General features: G+C 71.2%; 22 protein-coding genes. 13 read left to right on the forward strand and 9 right to left on the reverse strand.

The window, feature by feature from the left end; translation table 11 throughout:
- Positions 1–23 precede the first annotated feature (23 nt).
- Positions 24–1,106, reverse strand: a complete 1,083-nt coding sequence (locus IEX31_RS03610; protein ID WP_188742063.1) for a ScyD/ScyE family protein — start codon at positions 1,104–1,106, stop codon at positions 24–26.
- A 199-nt stretch (positions 1,107–1,305) separates the two neighbouring features.
- On the opposite strand from IEX31_RS03610, the gene IEX31_RS03615 reads away from it, so the two are divergent.
- Together IEX31_RS03615 and IEX31_RS03620 are read left to right on the forward strand one after the other, a co-directional pair.
- Positions 1,306–1,839: a 2'-5' RNA ligase family protein gene (locus IEX31_RS03615; protein ID WP_188742064.1), complete on the forward strand. Its 534-nt coding sequence runs from the start codon at positions 1,306–1,308 to the stop codon at positions 1,837–1,839.
- A gap of 10 nt (positions 1,840–1,849) precedes the next feature.
- Positions 1,850–3,178, forward strand: a complete 1,329-nt coding sequence (locus IEX31_RS03620; RefSeq protein WP_188742065.1) for an aminotransferase class III-fold pyridoxal phosphate-dependent enzyme — start codon at positions 1,850–1,852, stop codon at positions 3,176–3,178.
- A 74-nt stretch (positions 3,179–3,252) separates the two neighbouring features.
- On the opposite strand, the gene IEX31_RS03625 is transcribed toward IEX31_RS03620, so the two are convergent.
- Positions 3,253–3,621: a DUF1622 domain-containing protein gene (locus tag IEX31_RS03625; RefSeq protein ID WP_188742066.1), complete on the reverse strand. Its 369-nt coding sequence runs from the start codon at positions 3,619–3,621 to the stop codon at positions 3,253–3,255.
- A 66-nt stretch (positions 3,622–3,687) separates the two neighbouring features.
- Positions 3,688–5,553, reverse strand: a complete 1,866-nt coding sequence (locus IEX31_RS03630; protein ID WP_188742067.1) for a phosphoenolpyruvate carboxykinase (GTP) — start codon at positions 5,551–5,553, stop codon at positions 3,688–3,690.
- 127 nt (positions 5,554–5,680) lie between these two features.
- Here IEX31_RS03630 and IEX31_RS03635 point away from each other — a divergent pair, with 127 nt between their 5' ends.
- A complete protein-coding gene (locus IEX31_RS03635; RefSeq protein WP_188742068.1) occupies positions 5,681–7,123 on the forward strand; it encodes a helix-turn-helix domain-containing protein in 1,443 nt (480 codons plus the stop codon).
- A gap of 70 nt (positions 7,124–7,193) precedes the next feature.
- Positions 7,194–7,535: a PadR family transcriptional regulator gene (locus tag IEX31_RS03640; RefSeq protein ID WP_188742069.1), complete on the forward strand. Its 342-nt coding sequence runs from the start codon at positions 7,194–7,196 to the stop codon at positions 7,533–7,535.
- A gap of 134 nt (positions 7,536–7,669) precedes the next feature.
- On the opposite strand, the gene IEX31_RS03645 is transcribed toward IEX31_RS03640, so the two are convergent.
- The 3 genes from IEX31_RS03645 to IEX31_RS03655 form a co-directional block, all read right to left on the reverse strand.
- On the reverse strand, positions 7,670–8,458 hold the full coding sequence (locus IEX31_RS03645) for an SDR family NAD(P)-dependent oxidoreductase (RefSeq protein ID WP_188742070.1): 789 nt from the start codon (positions 8,456–8,458) through the stop codon (positions 7,670–7,672).
- Between the two features lie 145 nt (positions 8,459–8,603).
- Complete coding sequence (locus tag IEX31_RS03650) at positions 8,604–9,779, reverse strand: thiolase family protein (protein WP_188742071.1); 1,176 nt, start codon at positions 9,777–9,779, stop codon at positions 8,604–8,606.
- Positions 9,776–11,320 (reverse strand): glyceraldehyde-3-phosphate dehydrogenase, encoded by a 1,545-nt coding sequence (locus IEX31_RS03655; RefSeq protein ID WP_268236944.1) that lies wholly within the window; start codon positions 11,318–11,320, stop codon positions 9,776–9,778. The genes IEX31_RS03650 and IEX31_RS03655 overlap by 4 nt, the downstream gene beginning before the upstream one ends.
- A 175-nt stretch (positions 11,321–11,495) precedes the next feature.
- On the opposite strand from IEX31_RS03655, the gene IEX31_RS03660 reads away from it, so the two are divergent.
- The 9 genes from IEX31_RS03660 to hpaD all read left to right on the forward strand — a co-directional run bounded on the left by IEX31_RS03660 (position 11,496) and on the right by hpaD (position 21,307).
- Positions 11,496–12,248, forward strand: a complete 753-nt coding sequence (locus tag IEX31_RS03660) for an IclR family transcriptional regulator (protein ID WP_188742073.1) — start codon at positions 11,496–11,498, stop codon at positions 12,246–12,248.
- Between the two features lie 126 nt (positions 12,249–12,374).
- Positions 12,375–12,539: a hypothetical protein gene (locus IEX31_RS03665; protein ID WP_188742074.1), complete on the forward strand. Its 165-nt coding sequence runs from the start codon at positions 12,375–12,377 to the stop codon at positions 12,537–12,539.
- A gap of 218 nt (positions 12,540–12,757) precedes the next feature.
- Entirely contained in the window at positions 12,758–14,407 is a 1,650-nt protein-coding gene (locus tag IEX31_RS03670; RefSeq protein ID WP_188742075.1) for a thiamine pyrophosphate-binding protein, read from the forward strand.
- A 244-nt stretch (positions 14,408–14,651) separates the two neighbouring features.
- Positions 14,652–15,437 (forward strand): 2-oxo-hept-4-ene-1,7-dioate hydratase, encoded by a 786-nt coding sequence (gene hpaH, locus IEX31_RS03675; RefSeq protein WP_188742076.1) that lies wholly within the window; start codon positions 14,652–14,654, stop codon positions 15,435–15,437.
- Positions 15,422–16,252, forward strand: a complete 831-nt coding sequence (locus IEX31_RS03680) for an HpcH/HpaI aldolase family protein (RefSeq protein WP_188742077.1) — start codon at positions 15,422–15,424, stop codon at positions 16,250–16,252. The genes hpaH and IEX31_RS03680 overlap by 16 nt, the downstream gene beginning before the upstream one ends.
- 63 nt (positions 16,253–16,315) lie before the next feature.
- Positions 16,316–17,845, forward strand: coding sequence for a fumarylacetoacetate hydrolase family protein (locus tag IEX31_RS03685; protein WP_188742078.1), 1,530 nt, complete (start codon positions 16,316–16,318; stop codon positions 17,843–17,845).
- The gene (locus IEX31_RS03690; RefSeq protein ID WP_188742079.1) at positions 17,842–18,546 is read left to right on the forward strand and encodes a GntR family transcriptional regulator; all 705 of its coding nucleotides are present in this window, start codon (positions 17,842–17,844) and stop codon (positions 18,544–18,546) included. Before IEX31_RS03685 ends, IEX31_RS03690 begins: the two co-directional genes overlap by 4 nt.
- A gap of 19 nt (positions 18,547–18,565) precedes the next feature.
- Positions 18,566–20,101, forward strand: coding sequence for a 5-carboxymethyl-2-hydroxymuconate semialdehyde dehydrogenase (gene hpaE / locus IEX31_RS03695; RefSeq protein WP_188742080.1), 1,536 nt, complete (start codon positions 18,566–18,568; stop codon positions 20,099–20,101).
- A 42-nt stretch (positions 20,102–20,143) separates the two neighbouring features.
- A complete protein-coding gene (gene hpaD / locus IEX31_RS03700; protein ID WP_188742081.1) occupies positions 20,144–21,307 on the forward strand; it encodes a 3,4-dihydroxyphenylacetate 2,3-dioxygenase in 1,164 nt (387 codons plus the stop codon).
- A gap of 39 nt (positions 21,308–21,346) precedes the next feature.
- Here hpaD and IEX31_RS03705 read toward each other — a convergent pair whose 3' ends face one another.
- From IEX31_RS03705 to IEX31_RS03715, 3 genes are all read right to left on the reverse strand, one after another.
- A complete protein-coding gene (locus IEX31_RS03705) occupies positions 21,347–22,153 on the reverse strand; it encodes an alpha/beta fold hydrolase (protein WP_229662082.1) in 807 nt (268 codons plus the stop codon).
- A complete protein-coding gene (locus IEX31_RS03710; RefSeq protein ID WP_188742082.1) occupies positions 22,150–22,755 on the reverse strand; it encodes an isochorismatase family protein in 606 nt (201 codons plus the stop codon). Before IEX31_RS03710 ends, IEX31_RS03705 begins: the two co-directional genes overlap by 4 nt.
- Positions 22,756–22,831: 76 nt before the next feature.
- Positions 22,832–24,337 (reverse strand): D-alanyl-D-alanine carboxypeptidase/D-alanyl-D-alanine-endopeptidase, encoded by a 1,506-nt coding sequence (locus IEX31_RS03715; RefSeq protein ID WP_188742083.1) that lies wholly within the window; start codon positions 24,335–24,337, stop codon positions 22,832–22,834.
- Positions 24,338–24,423: the final 86 nt, after the last annotated feature.

The raw sequence follows: 24,423 nt of genomic DNA on the forward strand, positions 1-24,423 counted from the left end.
CGAGGCGAGCGGCACCGAACGCGCTACCGCAGCCCGATCGAGACGACCTTTCCGTCGCCGAACACCTCGGTCGAGACGTAGAGCCGGCCGCTCTGCCACTCGATGTCGGCAGGCGAGGTCAGGTCCGCGAAGGTGCTGACCTCACCGCGCTTCGTGATGACCGACACCCGGTCGCCGAACATCTCGGCGACGAACACCGTGCCGTTCGGGGCGACCGCGAGGCCGGTCGCACCGGCGAACCCGGACGCGTACAGCTGTACCTCACCCGTCGTGGGGTTCACGCGATACACGGAACCTCGCGCACCGAAGCTCGCATCCTCGGGGCCCCCCGGGAGCGAGGTGACGTACAGCCAGCCGTCAGTGCCCAGCTCGACGTCGGTCGGCACCGGCTCGGTGACGAAGTCGTGACCGACGACGCACTCGGGCAGGCCGGAGGACGCTGCGAGTTCGTCTGTGGCGACGAAACTCGACGACGGCAGCACGGCGACCGTCGAGATGTTCCCGGCCGAGTCGACGGCGAGCACGGCGTTCGCGCCGGCATCCGCGACGTAGGTCACGTCGTTCAGCGTGAGCGAGCCGTACACATGGGTGTCGATCCCGCCTCCGTGCGGGCCGACGAAGGGCAGCAGGAACGGCGGGATCTGCGCCAGGCAGTCCGTCGAGAGGTCGCGGAAGCCGTACTCGGCGCTCGCATCGGGGTTGTTCGCCTGCTCCCAGGCGAGCACGTCGATCGACGTCACCGTTGCGTCTGCGGCGCGCCGCATGAGCCGGGAGGCGGACACCTGCTCCATGTCACCCTCGCGCTCACCCCAGGTCACGACGTCGCCGAGGGTCGAGACCGCGGCGATCGCAGGCCCGGTGGCGAGCGTCTCGGAGACCCCGCCGGAGACCTTCGTGAGCAGGCCGACGAAGTCCTGGCCGATGTAGAGCGTGCCGTTCGGCGTCACGTCGAAGGTGAGCGGCCCGACGAGGTGCTCGGCCAGCGTTTCCGTACCGCCCGGAGACGGCGGTTTCGGCCCGTTCGGCGCGGCCGTCGCCGGGACGGCGACCGCCGCGAGCGCCACCGTCAGCGTCGCCACCGTCGCAAGTGCGCTGAATCGTCGCATGAGTCTCCCCCTCGAGAAGCGCCGTCACGGGAACTCTCCCGTCTGCGAACCGATCTCTCGGGACGCAGTAACAACGACTGGCTGGACTTTACCGCCCTGCGGACACGGCGAAAACCCCCGAACGAGGCACACATCCGTTTCGACATCCCCGGTCGCACGTCTGCAGGAGACAGGCGGCCCGCGCGGCTAGACTCGCCGGATGACGCGCTTCGTCGTCGTGCTGCCGATCGAGCCACTCGTCGTGAACGCCGAGTTCACGGTGGCACAATGGCCCCTGCACGTCACGCTCGTCGAGCCGTTCGAGACCGACGTCGAGGTCGACACGCTGGACGCCGCGCTCGCCCCGGTCGCCGCGGCGACACGGCCGATCCCGGCCGACGTCGCCGAGGACGCGATGTTCGGCCCGCGGCGCAACATCCTCGTCTCGCTCGTGCGCGACGATGGCGACGCCCTGCCCGCCCTGCGGGCCGTCGCGATGACCGCCCTGCGCGAGCGGGCCGTCGACCTCGGGCACACCCGTACGGACTACCGCCCGCACGTCACGGCCAAGGGGCACGGCCGGGTGCACGAAGGAGATCGGCTCCTGCTCGACACCATGGCCCTGGTGCGGCTCCGGCCACCCGAGACCTCGCACCACGGGCGCATCGTCGGGTCGTGGCGGATGGGCGAGGCGGCCGGAGAGGCAGCCGGCGCATCCGTCGCCGAAGCCGACGCGAGACGACCGGCGACGTAGGCTCGGAGTCATGTCGTTCTCCGTGCCCCAGAGCCGAAACCTCGTCACCGAACTGCCCGGTCCCCGCTCACGCGAGCTCCTCGAGCGCCGCCGGCGCGCGGTGTCACGCGGCGCCGGCACGCTCGCCGACATCTTCATGGACCACGGCTCGGGCGCGATCCTCGTGGACGTCGATGGCAACCGCGTCATCGACCTCGGGTGCGGCATCGGCGTGACGACCATCGGGCACGCCCACCCCGACGTCGCGGCCGCGGCATCCGCCCAGGCCTCGAAGCTCACGCACGCGCTGTTCACGGTCACGCCCTACGAGGACTACGTGCGGGTCGCGGAGAAGCTCGCCGAGATCACGCCCGGCGACTTCGAGAAGCGCTCGATCCTCGTGAACTCGGGCGCCGAGGCCGTGGAGAACGCCGTGAAGATCGCCCGAAAGCACACGGGCCGCCGCGCGATCGCGTCGCTCGACCACGCGTTCCACGGCCGTACCAACCTGACGATGGCCATGACGTATCGCCCGTGGCCCGAGCGCGCCGGCATGGGGCCGTTCCCCGGCGAGCTCTACAGCGTGCCGTCGAGCTACCCGTTCAAGGACGGACTGAGCGGGCCTGATGCCGCGGCCCGCACCATCGACTACGTCGTCACCCACATCGGGGCGTCGGAACTCGCCGCCCTGTTCGTCGAGCCGATCCAGGGTGACGGCGGTGTCGTGATCCCCGCGGACGGCTACTTCGAGGCCCTCGCGGAGTTCTGCGCCGCGCACGGCATCGTCTTCGTCGCCGACGAGATCCAGGCGGGCATCGCGCGCACCGGCGCGTGGTACTCGATCGAGCACTTCGACGTCGTGCCCGACCTAGTGACGACGGCGAAGGGCATCGCCGGCGGGTTCCCGCTGGCCGCGGTCACGGGTCGCGCCGAGATCATGGACGCCGTGCAACCCGGCGGCATCGGCGGCACGTTCGGCGGCAATCCGGTGTCGACGGCCGCGGCGCTCGCCACGTTCGAGGTCATCGAGCGCGACGGGCTCATCGCCGAGGCTCAGCGCGTCGAGCGCGCATTCACCGCACGCATCGGGGACTGGGCCGACCGCTTCCCCGTCGTCGGCGAGGTCCGCGGTCGCGGTGCGATGTGGGGTGCAGAGCTCGTGGTCCCCGGCACACGCACGCCCAATCCCGGCGCGCTGAAGGCCGTCATCGGGCACGCCGCGGCAAACGGCGTCATCGTGCTCGACGCAGGCTCGTGGGACAGCGTGCTGCGGTTCCTGCCGAGCGTCGTGATCAGCGAGGAACTCGTCGACGACGCGGCATCCGTGATCGAGGAGGAGCTCGCCCGCCAGAGCGGATGACGACGACCTCGGCCGGCCTCGAGCCATCCCGGGTCCCCGGCCCCCGCATCGCGAGCACAACGCCTCGCAGTGCGTCAGATGGACTCGGACCGTTCCACCACGGGCTCGTCGCGCTTCTGCCACGGCGAGCGGCCCGTGATCTCGAGCTCGAGCGAGAAGCTCAGGAACGTCCGGATGAGCACGATGATGCCGAGCACCGCGACCGACTCGAGGGTGGGCGTGACCGCGACGGTCTTGATGATGTCGGCGGCGACGAGCAACTCGAGGCCGAGCAGGATCGCCCGACCGAGCACGCGGCGGAAGCGCGAGTACACGGGACCCCGTCGCCGGAGGCCGCGCAGCGCCGCGTCCGCCATCGCGTAGACCACCCCTACGACGATCGCCACGACGCCGATGATGTCGACGATCTCGCCGACCTGCTCGATGCCCGCCCCGTAGTCCATGCCGCCTCCTCGCGGCACAGGCTAGCGCCGCGAGGCGTCCGCGGCCGTGCGACCTGCCGGAAAGCGCTAGTCGTCCTGGTGCTTCAGGTGGTAGCGCAGGCTCGCAAGCTCGGCGTTGAGCGCCGCCGGGACGCGGTCGCCGAACTGCGCGAAGTACTCCTCGGTGAGGTCGCACTCGGCCAGCCACGTCTCGCGGTGCACGTCGAACAGCTGCTCGACGGTGTCGTCGGAGAGATCGAGACCCGCGATGTCGAGCGCGCCGGGCGCGGGCAGCAGGCCGATGGGCGTCTCGACCGCGTCGGCGGCGCCCTCGACGCGGCGCACGATCCACTCGAGCACGCGCGAGTTCTCGCCGAACCCGGGCCACAGGAACGAACCGTCGTGGCCCTTGCGGAACCAGTTCACCTGGTAGATCTTCGGCGCCTTCTCGCCGAGGAGGCGACCCATCTTCACCCAGTGGCCCCAGTAGTCGGCCATGTTGTAGCCGCAGAACGGGAGCATCGCGAACGGGTCGCGGCGGAGTTCGCCCACGGTGCCCTCGGCCGCGGCAGTCTGCTCCGACGAGATCGTCGCACCCATGAACACGCCGTGCTTCCAGCTGCGCGCCTCGGCGACCAGCGGCACGTTCGTCGCGCGACGTCCGCCGAAGAGGATGGCGTCGATCGGCACGCCGTCGTGCGCCTCCCAGTCGTCGGCGATCTGGGGGCACTGGGCCGCCGCGACCGTGAACCGCGAGTTGGGGTGCGCCGCCGGGCGGCCGGATGCCGGCGTCCAGTCGTTGCCCTGCCAGTCGATGAGGTGGGCGGGCACGTCGTCGGTGAGCCCCTCCCACCAGACGTCGCCGTCATCGCGGAGCGCGACGTTCGTGAAGATCGTGTTGCCCCAGATCGTCTGCACGGCGGTCGGGTTGGTGGTCTCGCCGGTGCCGGGCGCGACGCCGAAGAAGCCCGCCTCGGGGTTGATGGCATAGAGGCGGCCGTCGTCGCCGGGGCGCATCCAGGCGATGTCGTCGCCGATGGTCTCGACCTTCCATCCGGGGATGGTCGGGCGCAGCATCGCGAGGTTCGTCTTGCCGCAGGCGGACGGGAACGCCGCGGCCACGTGGTAGGCCCTGCCCTCGGGCGAGGTGATCTTGATGAGCAGCATGTGCTCGGCGAGCCAGCCCTCGTCGCGCGCCATCACCGATGCGATGCGCAGCGCGAACGACTTCTTCGCGAGCAGGGCGTTGCCGCCGTAGCCCGAGCCGTACGACCAGATCTCGCGGGAGTCGGGGAACTGCACGATGTACTTCGTCTCGTTGCAGGGCCACTCGACATCGGAGCGCCGGTGGCCGACGCCGTCGACGAGCGGGTAGCCGACCGAGTGCACGGTCTGCACCCACGGCTCGCCGGCCTCGATGAGGCGGTACACCGCGTCGCCCATGCGGGTCATGATGCCCATCGAGAGCACCACGTAGGGCGAATCGGTGATCTCGACGCCGAGCTGCGAGATGTGGCCGCCGAGCGGCCCCATCGAGAACGGCACGACGTACATCGGGCGGCCCTTCATCGAGCCGTCGAACACGTGCGTGAGCTCCTCGCGCATCGCGTGGGGGTCGCGCCAGTTGTTCGTGGGTCCGGCATCCTCCTCGTATGTCGAGCAGATGAACGTGCGATCCTCGACGCGTGCGACATCGCCCGGGTCCGTGCGCGCCAGGAAGCTGTTGGGCCGCCACTCGGGATTCAGCTTGATGAGCTTGCCCTCGGCGAGCATCTGCTTGGTGAGGAGGTCGGCCTCCTGCTGGGAGCCGTCGCACCAGACGATCTCATCGGGCTTGGTCAGCGCCGCGATCTCGTTGACCCAGGCGATCAGCTCGGGGTCGGTGGTGCCGCGGCGCGTGCCGCCGACCGCTGCAGAGGCGTCGGTGCCGATCGAGAAGTCGGAGATCGTCATCTTCGTCCCTTTCCATGTTCTGGAGCCTGGATCGTGCGCTTCGGTACTTCAAGGATGCGCCTCTTTCACGGAGTCGTACGCGTCTTCTGCGCGTTAAGAACGTTGGATCTTTCGCTATCCTTAAGCCATGAAGGCAGGTACCCCCGACCTGGCGATCCTCGGCCAGCGCATCCGTCACTTCCGCGGCGAACGCGGACTCACGCTCGACCAGCTCGGAGCCGCGGTGGGCCTCGCGGGCAGCCAGCTCTCGCTCATCGAGAACGGCAAGCGCGAGCCGAAGCTCTCCACGCTCGACGCCCTCGCGCTGGCGCTCGGCGTGGAGCTCGCCGAGCTCCTCGCGCGCGAGGCGCCGAGCCGGCGCGCCGCCCTCGAGCTCGAGCTCGGGCGCGCGCAGTCGAGCCCGCTGTACGCGAGCCTCGGCCTCCCGCCGATCCGGCCGGTTCGCGGCGTCAGCGACGAATCGCTCGAGGCCATCGTGGGCCTTCATCACGAGCTGCAGCGGCGGGCCGCCGAGGCCATCGCGACCCCCGAAGAGGCGCGTCGCGCGAACACCGACCAGCGCGAGCGCATGCGCGAGCAGGGCAACTACCTGCCCGACATCGAGCAGCTCGCCGAGGAGCAGGTGCGAGCGTCGGGACACCGCGCTGGTGCGCTGACGCACCGCGAGGTGAGCGTGATGGCCGAGCGCCTCGGGTTCCAGCTCATCTACGTCAACGACCTGCCCGACTCGACGCGTTCCATCACCGACCTCGCCAACGGGCGCATCTACCTGCCGCCGGCCTCGATCCCCGGCGGGCACGGACTGCGGTCGATGGCGCTGCAGGCCATGGCCCACCGACTGCTCGGGCACACGCCGCCGTCGAGCTACGACGAGTTCCTCTGGCAGCGGCTCGAGATCAATTACTTCGCCGCGGCCTGCCTGATGCCGCAGGAGGCATCCGTCGCGTTCCTGCAGGTCGCGAAGAAGGAGAGGCGACTCGCGATCGAGGACTTCCGCGACGCGTTCGGCGTGACGCATGAGGCCGCGGCGCTGCGCTTCACGAACCTCGCGACGAGCCAGCTCGACATGACCGTGCACTTCCTGCGGGTCGCGGGCGACGGCGCCCTGCTGAAGGGTTACGAGAACGACGGCCTCCCGCTGCCGACCGACGTCACCGGGTCGATCGAGGGCCAGTGGGTATGCAAGCAGTGGAGCGCGCGACGCGCGTTCGAGCACACCAATCGCACGACGGAGAACTACCAGTACACCGATACCCCGGCGGGCACCTTCTGGGACGCGACGCAGACCGGGCGCACGGATGCCGCGGAGTTCTCGATCACGGTCGGCGTGCCGTTCAACCAGGCGAAATGGTTCCGCGGCCGCGAGACGACGGTGCGCGCCGTCTCGACGTGTCCCGACGAGGCCTGCTGCCGCCGAGCGCCCGACGGGCTCGCCGAGCGCTGGGCCGGGCAGGCGTGGCCGAGCGCCCGGCTGCACGCGCACGTGCTGTCGCCGCTGCCGTCGGGCACGTTCCCGGGCGTCGACGACGCCGAGGTCTACCGGTTCCTCGAGGCCCACGCCGACCACTGACGTGTGTGTTGGGCGTCACCCGATGAAGTGACGATTGCATTAGTGTGTGTCACACAGTACCGTGTGTGGCATGAGCGATGACGACCTCACCGCGGGGCACGTGCAGGAGCTGCGCCGCGGCACCGTGGTGCTCGCGTGCCTCGTGCGGCTGCGCACGCCCGACTACGGGTACGCGCTGCTCGAGTCGCTCAACGCGATCGGCATCACCGTCGACGCGAACACCCTCTACCCGCTGCTCCGGCGACTCGAGAAGCAGGGCCTGCTCACGAGCGAGTGGAACACCGACGAGGCCCGTCCGCGCAAGTTCTACCGCACGGGCCCGGCCGGCGAGACCCTCGCAGCCGAACTGACCGCCGACTGGCGTCGCATCGACGATGCCCTCACCCGACTCACGACTGGAGACGAACGATGACCACCCTCATCGACGGGTTCCGCAAGGCCGCGGCCAACCGCGGCGCCCCTGCGCTCGACGCGGTCTGATCCCGGGTCGGATGCCGCGGCGCCCGCGCCACCGGGGTCGCGGGCGTCGCGACATCCGCTCGCCGCCTACTTCGGCTGCATCCGGATCGCGCCGTCCAAGCGGATGCTCTCGCCGTTCAGCATCGGATTCGCGATGATCGAGCGCACGAGTGCGGCGTACTCGGTCGGATGCCCCAGGCGCGACGGGTGCGGCACCTGCGCCTCGAGCGACGCCCGCACGTCGTCGGGCATGCCCGCCATCATGGGCGTCTCGAAGATCCCGGGCGCGATGGTGACGACGCGGATCAGGAGCTTGGACAGGTCGCGGGCGATGGGCAGGGTCATCCCGACCACGCCGCCCTTCGACGCCGAGTAGGCGGCCTGCCCGATCTGGCCTTCGAACGCGGCCACCGAGGCGGTGTTCACGATGACGCCGCGCTCGGCCGTCGCCGGGCCGCCGGGCACGCCCGCCGACACCGGCTCGGTCTCGGCCATCGCCGCGGCGGCGAGCCGGATCACGTTGAACGTGCCGATGAGGTTCACCCGGATCGTGCGCTCGAACGCGTCGAGCGGCGCCGGGCCGTCGCGCCCGACGGTGCGGTTCGCCGTGGCGATTCCGGCGCAGTTCACCGCGACGCGGAGTGGCGCCAGGGCGGATGCCGCGGCCACAGCCGCCTGCACCTGCGCTTCGTCCGCGACATCCGCCCCGACGAAGCCGGCACGGTCGCCGAGTTCGGCGGCGGCCTCCTCGCCGCGGGGGCCGGGCAGGTCGACGAGGACGACGGATGCCCCGCCCTCGATGAGTGCGCGGGCGGTGGCCTTGCCGAGGCCGGATGCGCCGCCCGTGACGATCGCGGAGGTGCCGTCGAGTTCCATCTGGTGTGTCCTTTCGCGTGCCGGTTGTCGAGCGTGCAGTTGCCGCCACCGCGAGGGCGGTGAGTGCACTCTCGAGGTTCGGAGGGTGATGGAGCGAGTGGTGCGGGAGGGTCGGCTCGCTTCGACAGGCTCAGCGAGCGGTTCCTCAGAGGCGCTCGATGACGGTGGCGTTGGCCATGCCGCCGCCCTCGCACATCGTCTGCAGGCCGAGGCGTCCGCCCGTGGCCTCGAGCTGGTTCACGAGCGTCGTGAGCAGGCGGGTGCCGCTCGAGCCGAGCGCGTGGCCGAGGGCGATGGCGCCGCCGCGCGGGTTGAGCTTCGCGGCATCCGCCCCGGTCTCGCGAAGCCACGCGAGCGGCACCGGCGCGAACGCCTCGTTGACCTCGTAGGCATCGATGTCGGCGTGTACGAGCCCCGCCCGCGCGAGCACCTTCTCGGTGGCCGGGATGACGCCGGTGAGCATGTACAGCGGGTCGCTGCCGACGACCGAGAACGCACGGAACCGGGCGCGCGGCGTGAGGCCGAGCTTCTCGGCGGCCTCGGCGCTCATGATGAGCGCTGCGGATGCCCCGTCGGTGAGCGGTGACGAATTGCCGGGCGTGATACGCCAGTCGAGCTCGGGGAACCGTTCGGCGAGCGCGTCGGTGCGGAACGCCGGGTTCAGGCCCGCGAGCGACTCGACCGTGGTGGCCGGCCGCACGGTCTCGTCGACGAGCGAGTCGACGCCGGGCACCGGCACGACCTCGGTGGCGAACGCACCCGACTCCCCCGCCGCCGCGGCGAGCTGGTGCGAGCGGGCCGAGAACGCGTCGAGCTCCTCGCGCGAGAAGCCCCACTTGGCGGCGACGAGCTCGGCGGAGACGCCCTGGCCGACGAGCCCGTCGGGGTATCGGGCGAGCAGCCGGGAGCCGTACGGGTCGGCGCCGGCGGTACTCGAGCCGAGCGGAACGCGGCTCATCGACTCGACGCCGCACGCGATCACGATGTCGGCATGGCCGGCGAGCACCGCCTGGGCGGCGAACGTCGCCGCCTGCTGGCTCGATCCGCACTGACGGTCGATGGTCGTGCCCGGCACCGTCTCGGGGAAGCCCGCCGCGAGCACGGCGTTGCGGGTGATGTTGAAGCTCTGCTCGCCGATCTGGCTGACGCATCCGCCGATCACGTCGTCGACGAGCGCCGGATCGAGGTCGTTGCGCGAGACGAGGGTGTCGAGGACGCCCGCGAGGAGGTCGACCGAGTGGATGCCCGAGAGGAGACCCCCGGGCTTGCCCCGCCCGACGGGCGTGCGGATGACATCGACGATGACGGCTTCGGTGCTCATGCGTTCCAGCCTACGACATGTCGCGGGAGGGCTGGAGACGCTGCGTCCGACTCGACCGGCGAAGCCGCGGCCACCGCGCGCTCCAGCACGACCGGTTCGCGCTCGGGGAGCACGAGCGGGTGCGTGCCGGCCATCGCCTCGATGACGCGGACGACCTGGCAGCTGTAGCCGTACTCGTTGTCGTACCAGACGTAGAGCACGGCTTCGGTGCCGTCGGCGATCGTGGCGAGCCCGTCGACGATGCCCGCACGGTTCGACCCGACGAAGTCGGTGGAGACGACCTCGGGCGACTCGATGTAGTCGATCTGCGGGCGAAGCGGCGATGTCAGCGACACCTGACGGAGGTGGCGGTTGAGCTCGGCCTTCGACGTCGGGCGCTCGAACTGCAGGTTGAGGATCGCGAGAGACACGTCAGGGGTGGGCACCCGGATGGAGCTGCCCGTGAGCTTGCCTGCGAGCTCGGGCAGCGCCTTCGCGACGGCCTTCGCCGCGCCGGTCTCGGTGATGACCATGTTGAGCGCCGCCGAGCGGCCGCGGCGATCGCCCTTGTGGAAGTTGTCGATGAGGTTCTGGTCGTTGGTGTACGAGTGCACCGTCTCGACGTGTCCGCGAACCACGCCGTAGGCGTCGTGGACGGCCTTGAGCACGGGCGTGATGGCGTTCGTCGTGCACGAAGCGGCCGAGAGGATGCGGTCGTCGGCGGCGATCTCGCCGTGGTTGATGCCGTGCACGATGTTCTTCAGCGCGCCCTTGCCGGGTGCCGTGAGGAGCACGCGGGCCACGCCCTTCGATCGCAGGTGCTGGCTGAGCCCCTCCTCGTCGCGCCAGCGACCGGTGTTGTCCACGACGATCGCATCGTCGATGCCGTACTCGGTGTAGTCGATCGACGCCGGGTCGTTCGAGTAGATGACCTGGATCAGGGTGCCGTTGGCGAGGATCGTGTTCGCCTCCTCGTCGACCTCGATCGTGCCGGCGAACGGGCCGTGCACCGAGTCGCGGCGGAGCAGGCTCGCACGCTTCACGAGATCGTTCTCGGCGCCCTTGCGCACCACGATGGCGCGCAGGCGCAGGCCCTTGCCGTGCCCGGCGTGCGCGATCAGGATGCGCGCGAGGAGGCGCCCGATGCGTCCGAAGCCGTAGAGCACGATATCGGTGCCGCGGGCCGGCTCGGCGTCGTCATCGACCAGGACCGGCGCGAGCTCGCTGCGCAGGAAGTCGATGAGCGGCACCTGCTCGCCCGACGCTCGGTGGCGTGCCATCAGGCGGGCCACGTCGATGGAGGCCGGACCGGGGCCGAGTTCGCGCAGCGCCTCAAGCACCCGCATGGTGTCGGCCAGCGGCATCTCCTCGTCGCCGGCCTGCCGCGCGAATCGGTGCGCCTTCAGCAACTCGATCGCCGAGCGGTTGATCAGCCGCCGACCCTGTATCGACGTCACCACCCCGTGGTCTCGATAGAGGCCGCCGATGAGCGGGATCATCCGCTCGGCGAGCTCCTCTCGGGCGATCCATTCCTCGCGTCGGGCGTCGAACTCGTGGGTCACGTGGTTCCTCCTCGACCGAGCGCGCCGGAGCGCCGCCGGCCTCGTCGTGGTGGGGGGATGCTTCGATTCTACGGAATGCTCGATGCCGTCCCCGTTGCAGCCTGTTGCAGGCTTGGCGAACAGCATTCTATTATCGAATCGCCAGTTCGACTATTGATACGCCAAGGGGCCCTCGATGACCGTTGACGATCGAGCGGACACCGCGGACACGATCGAGGGCGCCAAGGCGCCGCACTCGCAAACGCTGTCGCGAGGCATCCGCGTGCTCGAGGTCCTGGCCGAGGCCGCCGGCCCGCTCACCATCGCGGAGCTCGCCGCAGCCCTGGACGTGCACCGTTCGATCGTCTATCGGCTGCTGCGCACGCTCGAGGACCACGGCCTCGTCGGGCGCACCGCCTCGGGCAGCATCGAACTCGGAGCGCGTCTCGCGGCGCTCGCCAGAAGCGTCTCGCGCGACCTGCAGTCCGCCGCGCTGCCAGAGCTCACCGCGGTGGCGAACGACCTCGGCATGACGGCCTTCGTCGGCATCCTCGACCACGGCGAGGTGGTCACGCTCGTGAGCGTCGAGCCGCGCCACGCGCACGCCACCGTCGCCCAGCGGCCGGGCACGCGCCACGCACTCGCGGTCGGCGCCCCCGGCATAGCCATCCAGACGCTCCTCACGCGCGAGCAGCGCCGCCGCCCCCTCGCTGCGGAATCCCGGCTCGACCTCGACGATGACCGCATCACCGAGGCGCACGAGCGCGGCTTCGCGGTGAGCCGCGACGAGGTGATCCCGGGCATGGCGTCGGTCGCCGTGCCGCTCGCGGTGCCCGGCCAGCCGCTCGCCGCCCTCGCGGTCGTCTACATCGGGGTGCAGGCGCGGCTCGACGACATCGGCGCCCGGCTGGCACGGGCGGCTCGCGGCATCCGGGCCGAGCTCAGCTGACGCGCATAGCGGACCCGCGACCCGCCACGCAACCGGTGGACAGACGGCCCGATCGGTGGTCGAGTGGCCCCATGGTCGCACCCCGCGAACCCGTGGGGCGAGGACCATCCGTCGAAGGGAAGATCCGTGAACATCCTCCTGATCATCGTCGCGATCATCGCCGTCATCCTGCTCTTCACGGGCGGGTTCGTCGAGTCGCTGAGCTTCCTGCTGTGGGTCGGCATCGTCCTGCTCGTCATCGCGGTCATCGTGTGGCTGGTGCGGATGATGACGGGCAGCCGTCGAGTCTGACCCGGACCAGCCGGTCCGGCGCGGTGGGTCGTGCCCACCGCGCCGACGGGCATGTGCGCAGTCGCACGGCGGCCGATCGGTGCCGGTAGACTCGTGGCGTCCAGGCGCCGCGCGCGCCGGTGCTCGAAAAATGGGCACGAAGCCGAACCGCGACGAACCGGCTCGAGCGAGACATACACGGATTCGTCAGTTCCGTTCACCGTCTCGAAGGACTTCGCATGGCCTCGGTCTCCGCGCACGTCGCGCACGCGCTCTCCGCCCGCGTCGACCACGTCTTCGGCGTCATGGGCAACGGCAACGCCGCCCTGCTCGACGCTCTCGACCGCACCTCCACCCGGTACACGCCGTTGCGCCACGAGGTCGGCGGCGTGGTGGCGGCAGACGCGTTCTTCCGCGCCTCGGGCCGCCTCGCCGCGGCGACCGCGACCTATGGTGCGGGCTTCACGAACACGCTGACCGCGCTCGCCGAGTCCGCCCAGGCGCGGATCCCCGTCGTGCTCGTCGTCGGCGACGCTCCGACCGCAGGGCTGCGCCCGTGGGATGTCGACCAGGCGGCCATGGCCGCCGCTGCACGGGTGCCGACCCTCACGATGAGCCGCGAGGATGCCGCGGCCACGACCCTGCGCGCGATCGAGCACGCGCTCGCCCACCGCACGGCCGTGGTGCTCGCGATCCCCTACGACCTCGCCACGGCCGACGCCGGAGACCTGCCCGCTGCCGGCGCAGTCCCGCCTGTCGCCCTGCCCGCACCGCTCATGCCGGACGGCCGGCGGCTCGACCTGGTCGCCGAGCTGCTCACAGGCGCACGTCGGCCGTTCCTCCTCGCCGGCCGCGGCGCCTGGCTCGCCGGCGCGGGCGAGCAGCTCGGCCGGCTCGCGGACCTCACGGGCGCCGTCACCGCGTCGACCGCACTCGCCCGAGGCATCTTCCCCGAACCGCGCTTCGACCTCGGCGTCACCGGCGGGTTCGGTCAGGAGCACGCGATGGCGCTCGTGCACGAGGCGGATGTCGCGGTCGTCTTCGGCGCCGGACTCAACCAGTACACGATGCGGTTCGGCCGGCTCTTCGCGCCGGGCACGCGGGTCGTGCAGGTCGACCTCGCCCCCGAGGCGACGCACCCCACGGTCACCGACTTCGCTCCGGGCGACGCGCGGCTCGCGGCATCCGGGATCGCCGACCGACTGGAACAGGCGCACGCGTCGTCGAACGGCTGGCGCGAGTCGGTCGACTTCGCCCCGCTCCGCCGGCTGCACCCCGGCGACGACGTCGCTCCCGACGGCCGGCTCGACCCGCGCCGCGTCGCGGCCCGCCTCGGCGAACTGCTGCCCGGGGACCGCGTCGTCGTGTCCGACGGCGGGCACTTCATCGGCTGGGCGAACATGTACTGGCCGGTGGCGTCGCCCGACCGCATGCTCATGGTCGGCACGGCGTTCCAGTCGATCGGACTGGGCCTGCCCAGCGTGCCGGGCGCCGCCGCGGCGAAGCCCGAGTCGGCCATCGTGCTGACGACGGGCGACGGCGGCGGCCTCATGGCGCTCGCCGACCTCGAGAGCGCCGTGCGAACGGCCGCCGGGCGCGGCATCGCCGTGGTCTGGAACGACGCGGCCTACGGCGCCGAGGTGAACCTCTACGGGCTGCAGGGCTACGCCGAGGCGCCCATGCTCATTCCCGAGGTCGACTTCGCGGCCCTCGCGACCGCCGTCGGCGCCGAGGGCGTCGTGGTGCGCGAACTCGCCGACCTCGACCGGCTCGCGACCTGGGCAGCCGGGCCGGTCGGCGAGCGCCGGTTCCTGCTGCTGGACTGCCGCATCTCGGGGCGCGTCATCGCGCCGTACCAGCACGAGGTGATCGCGGTCAACCGACGATGAGCCGACGCCCACGCGGGCCCTCCGCCCCGCCGGATGTTTCCGTTCCCGCGCGACGTGCCCGCTGGAGCGGGCACGTCGCGCGGGAACGGAAACATGCCGGTGTGGTCCGCGACGGGGGCGGATGCGGCTCACCGCAGAGCCGGGTGAACGTGACACACATCATATATGATATGAGATACCACATCTGACGACCGGATCGAATACGATCGAGACCGAGTCCTCGACAACGAAGTGGAGCCAACGCTTGCTCGATCCAGCACGCATCGCCGAGATCGCCGACGAACTCGTCGCCGCCGATCGCGATCGATCCATCGTCCCCCTCCTCACGGCGCGCAACCCCGACATGACCGTCGAGGACGCATACGCCGTGCAGCAGCTCTGGGCCGAGCGCCGCGCCGAGCAGGGCGCGCGACTCGTCGGCCGCAAGATCGGGCTCACCTCCAAGGCCATGCAGGTCGCCACGGGCATCACCGAGCCCGACTACGGGGTGATCTTCGACGACATGGTCATCGAGTCGGGCACGAGCGTGGAGTTCGACCGGTTCTCGAACGTGCGCATCGAGGTCGAGCTCGCCTTCACGCTCGCGAAGCCGCTCGCCGGCCCCGACACGACCATCTTCGACGTGCTCGACGCCACCGCCTACGTCGTGCCCGCGCTCGAGATCCTGAATTCGCACGTCGAGATGGCCGGTCGCACGATCGTCGACACCATCTCCGACAACGCGGCCATGGGCGCGATGGTGGTCGGGGGGAATCCCGTGCGGGTCGACGCGGTCGACCTCCGCTGGGTCTCGGCGCTGCTCTACCGCAACCAGGTCATCGAGGAGTCCGGCGTCGCGGCGGCGGTGCTCGGCCACCCCGCCATGGCCGTCGCGTGGCTCGCGAACAGGCTCGCGCAGCACGGCCAGTCGCTCGGCGCCGGCGAGATCATCCTCGCGGGGTCGTTCACGCGCCCCATGTGGGTCGAACGGGGCGACACCGTGCACGCCGACTACGGACAGCTGGGGGCCATCACATGCCGATTCGAATGACACTGCCGCCGACCTTCGGCGACCGGCTCGCGGCATCCGACCGGCCGCTCGTCGGGATGTGGGTGTGCTCCGGCAGCCCGCTCATCGCCGAGATCGCCGCGGGCAGCGGACTGGACTGGCTGCTCATCGACGGCGAGCACTCCCCCAACTCGCTCGAGTCGATCCTCGCCCAGCTCCAGGCCGTGGCCGCCTACCCGGCCACCCCGCTCGTGCGCCCGCCGTACGGCGACGTCGTGACGATCAAGCAGTACCTCGACCTCGGTGTGCAGAACCTCCTCGTGCCCATGGTCGACTCGGCCGAGCACGCCGCCGAGATGGTGCGCGCGGTGCGCTACCCGCCGGCGGGCGTCCGCGGGGTGGGCAGCGCGCTCGCCCGCGCGTCGCGATGGAACCGGGTGCCCGACTACCTCGCGGATGCCTCGGGCACGATCTCGCTCACGGTGCAGATCGAATCCGTGGCCGCGGTCGAGCACGTGACGGAGATCCTCGCGGTCGACGGCGTCGACGCGATCTTCGTCGGCCCGTCGGACCTCGCGGCCTCGATGGGACTGCTCGGGCAGCAGGAGCATCCCGACGTGGTGACCGCTGTCGAGCACTGCATGCGCGCGGCCGCGGCGGCCGGGAAACCCGCCGGGGTGAACGCGTTCGCTCCCGCCGTCGCCGACCGGTACCTCGAGGCCGGGGCGGCGTTCGTGCTCGTGGGCGCGGACGTCGCGATGCTGGCTCGCGCGTCGGAGGCGCTCGCAGGCCGCTTCATCCGGACCGGCGGGGGCCCCGGCGACGATGCGGGGAGCGGGCCGCGCGCCGGCTATTGAGCGGCGCCTCCCCTGTCGTGCATGATCGTATATGATTTCAGATACAACGAGACGAGGATGTCCATGACCACCGACGAGATCGCCACCCCCGGCAAGATCATCGCCGTGCACCTCAACTACCGGTCGCGCGCGGCGCAGCGCGGCCGCACGCCCGCAGCCCCGAGCTACTTCCTGAAGCCGACGTCTTCGGTGGCGGCCTCCGGCAGCACGCTCGAACGTCCTGCCGGCACCGAACTGCTCGCCTTCGAGGGCGAGATCGCGCTCATCATCGGCGAGCCCGCGCGGCGCGTCTCCCCCGAGGAGGGCTGGCGGCACGTGGCATCCGTCACCGCGGCCGACGACTTCGGCCTCTACGACCTGCGGGCGGCCGACAAGGGCTCGAACGTGCGCTCGAAGGGCGGAGACGGCTTCACGCCGCTCGGCCCGGCCGCGATCCCAGCGGAAGCCGTCGACCCCGCCGGCCTCCGCGTGCGCACGTGGGTCAACGGCCGACTCGTGCAGCACGACACGAGCGACACGCTGCTCTTCCCGTTCGGCCAGCTCGTCGCCGACCTCTCACAGCTCATGACCCTCGAGACCGGCGACGTCATCCTCACCGGCACACCGGCAGGCTCGTCGGTCGTCGTGCCCGGCGACGTCGTCGAGGTCGAGGTGGACGCACCGGATGCCCCGGGCGCGCCCTCGAGCGGGCGACTCGTGACGACCATCACCGAGGGCACCGTGCCGTTCGGCGACTTCGGCACCACGCCGGCGGTCGACGACCTGCAGCGCGAGGAGGCGTGGGGCAGTGCCGAGGCCGCGGGCCTCGCCCCGGTCGCTGAGCCCGTCGAAGGGACCGCGCCGGGGCAGCTCCCTTCGACAGGCGCGGGGAGCGAAGAGTTCGAGCTCACCCACGACCTGCGCGAGCGCCTCTCCGGGGTCGGCGTCGCGACCCTCTCGGTCGCGCTCCGCAAGCGCGGCTACCACGACGTCTTCATCGAGGGCGTCTCATCGAACCACGACGGCGACCGCATCGTGGGTCGCGCGAGGACCCTCCGGTTCATCCCCTTTCGGCCCGACCTCTTCCAGCGCCACGGCGGCGGATTCAACGCGCAGAAGCGCGCGTTCGACACCGTGGCGCCCGGCGAGGTGCTCGTGGTCGAGGCCCGCGGCGAGCGCGGGACCGGCACCGTGGGCGACGTGCTCGCGCTCCGCGCCCAGGTGCGCGGCGCCGCCGGCATCGTCACCGACGGCGGCGTGCGCGACTACGACGTGGTGCGCGGCTTCGAGCTCCCCGTGTTCTCGCAGGGCGCGCACCCCTCGGTGCTGGGCCGCCGGCACGTGCCGTGGGAGACCGACGTGACGATCGCGTGCGGCGGCGCCGCCGTGCAGCCCGGCGACGTCATCGTGGGCGACGGTGACGGCGTCATCGTGATCCCGCCCGCGCTCGTCGAGGAGGTGCTCGCCGAGGCGGAGACCCAGGAGCGCGAGGACGCCTGGGTCGCCGAGCAGGTCGCGGCCGGGGCATCCGTCGACGGACTGTTCCCGATGAACGCCGAGTGGCGGGTCCGCTACGAGGCGGCCCTTCGACTGGCTCAGGGACCGACCTCATGACCGGGGCGAGCAAGTCGCAGCGGGCCTACGACTACCTCCGCGAGCGCATCGACGACGGTCGCTTCGTGCCCGGCTACCGGCTCGTGCTCGGCCAGATCGCGCGCGAGCTCGACGTCTCGGTGGTCCCCGTGCGCGAGGCCATCCGGCGCCTCGAGGCCGAGGGGTACGTCACGTTCGAACGCAACGTCGGCGCCCAGGTCGCGCTCATCAAGGAGACCGAGTACCTGCACACCATGCAGACGCTCTCCATCGTCGAGGGCGCGGCGACCTCGCTGTCGGCGCCGTACCTCACCGCCGACCAGCTGCAGCGGGCCCGGCAGATCAACGAGCGGATGCGGAGGCTCCTCGACGACTTCGACCCGCACCGCTTCACGGCGCTCAACACCGAGTTCCACGCCGCGCTCTACGAGGCGTGCCCGAACCCGCACATCCTCGACCTCGTGCACCGCGGCTGGAACCGCCTGAAGCTCCTGCGCGACACGTCGTTCAGCTTCGTGCCGGGCCGCGCCGCCGAGTCCGTGGCCGAGCACGAGCGCATCATCGAGCTCATCGAGTCGGGCGCCGACGCGCTCGAGATCGAGCTCGCCGCCCGGGCCCACCGCACCGCCACGCTCGACGCGGTGCTCGCCTACACCGCCGAGCACAAGCATCCGGCCCCGCGCCGGGCCACGGAGCCGCAGCTCGCCACGACCATCGACTGACCCACCGAACGAGGAACACATGACGCGTCACATCCCCGAGGGACTGCCCGACCGCATCCGCCACTTCATCGACGGCGAGTTCGTCGACTCGGTCGGCGGCGAGACGTTCGACGTGCTCGACCCCGTGTCGAACGAGACCTACGTGCAGGCCGCGGCCGGTCAGAAGGCCGACATCGACCGCGCCGTCGCCGCCGCCAGGCGCGCCTTCACCGAGGGCTCGTGGCCGCGGATGCTGCCCCGCGAGCGCTCCCGGGTGCTGCACCGCATCGCCGACGGCGTGGAGGCGCAGGACGCACGCCTCGCCGAGCTCGAGACCTTCGACACCGGCCTGCCGATCACGCAGGCCCTCGGACAGGCGCGTCGCGCGGCCGAGAACTTCCGCTTCTTCGCCGACCTGATCGTCGCCCAGGCCGACGACACCTACAAGGTCCCCGGCCGGCAGGTGAACTACGTGAACCGCAAGCCGATCGGCGTCGCGGGGCTGATCACGCCGTGGAACACGCCGTTCATGCTCGAGTCGTGGAAGCTGGCCCCCGCGCTCGCCACCGGCAACACCGTCGTGCTGAAGCCCGCCGAGTTCACGCCGCTCTCGGCATCGCTGTGGGCCGACATCTTCCGCGAGGCAGGCCTCCCCGACGGGGTGTTCAACCTCGTCAACGGCCTCGGCGAGGAGGCGGGCGACGCGCTCGTCAAGCACCCCGACGTGCCGCTCATCTCGTTCACGGGCGAGAGCCGCACCGGCCAGATCATCTTCGGCAACGCGGCGCCCTTCCTCAAGGGCCTCTCGATGGAGCTCGGCGGCAAGAGCCCGGCGGTGGTCTTCGCCGACGCCGACCTCGACGCGGCGGTCGACGCCACGATCTTCGGCGTGTTCTCGCTCAACGGCGAGCGCTGCACCGCGGGCAGCCGCATCCTCGTCGAGCGTTCGATCTACGACGAGTTCGTCGAGAAGTACGCCGCGCAGGCGAAGCGCGTCGTCGTGGGCGACCCGCACGACCCGAAGACCGAGGTCGGCGCGCTCGTGCACCCCGAGCACTACGAGAAGGTCATGAGCTACGTCGAGATCGGCAAGGCCGAGGGCCGCCTCGTCGCCGGCGGCGGCCGCCCCGAGGGCTTCCCCACGGGCAACTACGTCGCCCCGACGGTGTTCGCGGATGTCCCGAAGGACGCGCGGATCTTCCAGGAGGAGATCTTCGGGCCGGTCGTCGCGATCACGCCCTTCGACTCCGACGCGGAGGCGCTCGAACTCGCGAATGGCGTGAAGTACGGCCTCGCCGCCTACATCTGGACCAACGACCTCAAGCGCGCGCACAACTTCGCGCAGGCGGTCGAGGCCGGCATGGTGTGGCTGAACTCGAACAACGTCCGCGACCTGCGCACACCCTTCGGCGGCGTGAAGGCCTCGGGCCTCGGCCACGAGGGCGGCTACCGCTCGATCGACTTCTACACCGACCAGCAGGCGGTGCACATCACCCTCGGTGCGGTGCACAATCCGACGTTCGGCAAGCAGGAGCACCACGACGAGACCGACCCGGACGACCCGGACCCTCGCTGACCCCCAGTCCAACCGCAGAGGAACATCGAGCAAGGACGCGAAATGAGCACCAACGACAAGACCCTCACCTCCTCGGGCTTCTACGTCTCGCAGGAGGCCCCCATCCACGCCGACCACCCGATCCCGACCCCATCGGCGCCGGCGCCGGACATCCTGCGCTGCGCCTACATGGAGCTCGTCGTCACCGACCTGCAGCGCTCGCGCGCGTTCTACGTCGACGTGCTGGGCCTCACCGTGACGGAGGAGGACGAGGACACCGTCCACCTCCGCTCCCTCGAGGAGTTCATCCACCACAACCTCGTGCTGCGCAAGGGTCCCGTTGCAGCGGTCGCCGCGTTCAGCTACCGCGTGCGCACTCCCGAGGACCTGGACAAGGCCGTCGCGTTCTACACGGAGCTCGGATGCCGCGTCGAGCGCCGCGCCGAGGGCTTCACCACGGGGATCGGCGACTCGGTGCGTGTCGAGGACCCGCTGGGCTTCCCCTACGAGTTCTTCCACGACGTCGACCACGTCGAGCGCCTCGCGTGGCGCTACGACCTGTACACCCCGGGCGCACTCGTGCGCCTCGACCACTTCAACCAGGTCACCCCCGACGTGCCGCGCGCCACGAAGTTCATGCAGGACCTCGGCTTCCGGGTCACCGAGGACATCCAGGATGAGGCGGGTACCGTCTACGCCGCCTGGATGCGCCGCAAGCCGACGGTGCACGACACCGCCATGACCGGCGGCGACGGCCCCCGCATGCACCACGTCGCGTTCTCCACCCACGAGAAGCACAACATCCTCGCCATCTGCGACAAGCTCGGCGCCCTGCGCATGAGCGACCGCATCGAGCGCGGTCCCGGACGCCACGGCGTCTCGAACGCGTTCTACCTCTACCTGCGCGACCCCGACGGCCACCGGGTCGAGATCTACACGCAGGACTACTACACGGGCGATCCCGACAACCCCGTCGTCACCTGGGACGTGCACGACAACCAGCGCCGTGACTGGTGGGGCAACCCGGTCGTGCCCTCGTGGTACACCGAGGCGTCGCTCGTGCTCGACCTCGACGGCACCCCGCAGAAGGTCGTCGCCCGCACCGACGCCAGCGAGATGGCCGTCACCATCGGTGCCGACGGGTTCTCGTACACCCGTCCCGAGGAGGGCGAGGCCTCGATGCCCGAGTGGAAGCAGGGCGAGTACAAGCTCGGCCACCAGCTCTGACCGGCTCGCCGACGAAGTCGGCCGGATTCGTCAGGTGTGTCAGTCCTCGTCGGTCGCGGCCGACTCGGCGGCGAGGAACGCGATCGCCGCGTCCTTGAACGCGCGCGACGTGAGCGTGGACACGTGGTCGCGGCCCGGGATGGTGACCAGGTCGCTGTCCCATTCGAGCGCGAGCTCCTGCACGCCCTCGGGAACCGGATCCTGCTCGCCCGCGACGAAGAGGGTCGGGATGCCTCCGGGAATCGACAGCGGTGCGCCCAGCACGCCCTCGATGCAGGCGAGCAGCGCCTCGCGGTCGGCGCCCGCGGCGATCGCCGGCCGCAGCACCCGCTCGAGGTGCGGGTTGCCCGAGGGCTCGTCGCGGAGCAGCACGCCCCGGGCCTCGTCGAGATCCCAGGTGGCGAACCACTCCCGCGGCCCCGCCCCGCCGATCACGACGCGGCGGACGCACTCGGGCGCGAGCTCGGCCAGGCCCGAGACGACCCGGTTGCCCATGGAGTAGCCGACGACGTCGACGCGCGTCGCCCCGACCGAGTCGAGCACCGCGACGAGGTCGGCACCCTGGCGCTCGGGCGTGTACGAGTCGGCGTCGGCCGGCTTGTCGCTCTCGCCGTGGCCGCGCAGGTCGACCGTTATGACCGCGCGGCCCGCGTCGAGCAGCGCGCGCACCCAGCCGGTGCCCTCCCAGGTGACCCGCGAGTTCGACGCGAACCCGTGCACGAGCAGCACCGGCGGCAGCGAGGCATCCGATTCGCCCTCGTCGTGCACCCGGTAGGCGATGAGCACGCCGTCGGGCGACTCCGCGTGCAGCGTCGGCGCCGGCGAGGCGGCCGCGGCGCGGTTCACGCTTCCTGCTCCTCGAGCGCACCCGACTCGGTGATGACGGCGCCCGCGTGCCCGAGCTCGGCGAGCGCCGCCTCGGAGGACCCGGGCGCGACCCCTGCCACGAGGTCGGTGAACACGCGCACGTGCTGTCCGTGCTCGAGGGCGTCGAGCGCGCTTGCGCGAACGCAGTAGTCGGTCGCGAGGCCGACCACGTCGATGTCGGTGATGCCGCGCGAGGTGAGCAGTTCGCTCACCGTGGCCGCCGCGTCATCCGTGCCCTCGAAGATCGAGTACGCGGGCACCCCCTGCCCCTTGCGGATGTGCACGTCGACGAGGCCCGTGTCGAGCGCCGGGTGGTACTCGGCACCCTCGGTGCCCTCCACGCAGTGCGGGGGCCACGAGTCCACGAAGTCGGGATCCATGTCGCCGACGGCGAAGTGGCCGCCGTTGTCGTTCTCGCTCGAGTGCCAGTCGCGGGATGCCACGACCACGCGGTAGTCGTCGCGGTGCCGGCCGAGGAACTCGGTCACCCCGGCGGCCACCGCCGCTCCCCCGTCGACGCCGAGTGCGCCCTCCTCGGTGAAGTCGTTCTGCACGTCGATGATGAACAACGCCCGCGTCATGGTGTCTCCTTCGCTCGTCTGGCACGCGAATCGCGCGCCGCCGTGCCTCCCATTCTTCCAGCCCGCGCAGGCGCGCTCACTGGTCTGAGAGATTGTCGCCGCAGAGGAAGAAGCCGGTCGTCAGGGTGTCGATGGCCTGCTTGGCGTCGTCGGACACGTCGCCAAGGGCGTAGATCGCGAACGTGAGGGTCGCACCGTCCTGCGCGCGGACGACGCCCGAGAGCGTGTAGCCCGTCTCGATCCAGCCGGTCTTGGCCGAGACCGCCCCGGCGGCGACGGCGTTGTCGCCGGCGAAGCGGTCGCTGTACGACAGCGACCCCCGCTGTCCCGACACCGGCAGTCCGTCCATGACGACGCCGAGGTTCGCCTCCCGGGCGTTGATCTTCACGAACAACTGCGTGAGGTAGGAAGGCGGCACCGCGTTGTCGTCACTCAGCCCCGAGCCGTCGACGACCGTGATGCCGGTCGTGTCGAGGCCGTACGCGGCGAGCCCCTGCAGCACGCCCTGGTTGACCGCCCCGAACGTGTTGCCCGCGCCCGTCTCGATCGCCACGAGCCGCGCGAGCATCTCGGCGACCGTGTTGTCGGAGACGACGAGCGCCTTGTCGACGAGCTGGGCGACGGTCGGCGAGCGCACCTGCCCGAGCTGCGCGGCACCCGACGGCACGGTGCCCCGCTCGATCACCCGGATGCCGCCGAGTTCGGCCGCGAACGCCTCGCCGGCCCGCGAGATCGGGTCGCCGCTGCGCCACGACGTGTTCGCGGTCGGATCGTCGCGATCCCCGTCGACCTGGAGTGCCGTGATGTTCGACATGTAGCCGTACTCGCGTTCGACCAGATCCCAGCTCGGCTCCCACTCGTCGCCGCCGAAGTACGTGGCGTCGAGCACGAGCTTCGTCAGCGGCGGGTTCGCCGGGTCGGCCTCCCAGGCCGCGCGCACCTGAGCCGCGAGCTCGTCGAGGTGCGCGGCGCCCGGGTACACCGTCTCGGTGCCGCTCGGCGTGCGCGAGAGCGTGACGTCGCCGCCTCCGACGAGCACCGCGGAGCCGGGCTCCGCGCCCTTCACGACGGTCGTCGCCGCGCGGAAGTCGGGGCCGAGCACCGACAGCGCGGCCGCCGAGGTGAGGACCTTCATCACGCTTGCCGTGCGCGAGGGCGTCGTGCCGCCGCGATCGTAGAGCACCTCGCCTGTGGCCGCGTTCACGACCTGCGCCTGCAGGTTCGCGAGGCGGCCGTCGGCGGCGCGGTCGGCGACCGAGCATGTGCGGATGCGGCTCGGGGTCACCGCGGCCGCGGGTGCGGGCCTGGCCGGCTCGGCCGTCGGCGTGGGCGGCGGCGCGGTCGCGGCGCCGGCCCCGGCGGGCGCGTTCACCGCCGCCCCGGCGGCGAGCGCGCCCGAGCCGAGCAGCGCGAGCGCGAGCACGCCGGCCGTGATGAGGAGCGCGAGCCGGTGCTTCCGAGCGAAGGCGACGACGGATGCCGCGAGCCCGCGCCTGGCGGTCGAATCGGCGCGGTTCGCGGAGTCGTTGACGGGGTCGCCGGGCGTCGTGGGCTCGCCCGCGGCATCCGTCTCGTCGATCACCCGGGAATTGTACGCGGCCGTCTCGGGCGGTTCCTGAGGATCCCCCGGCGCACGACGGCGCGACCCGGGCGACGACCGCCGCGGCC

This window comes from Agromyces bauzanensis (assembly GCF_014645655.1).
Classification (GTDB): domain Bacteria; phylum Actinomycetota; class Actinomycetes; order Actinomycetales; family Microbacteriaceae; genus Agromyces; species Agromyces bauzanensis.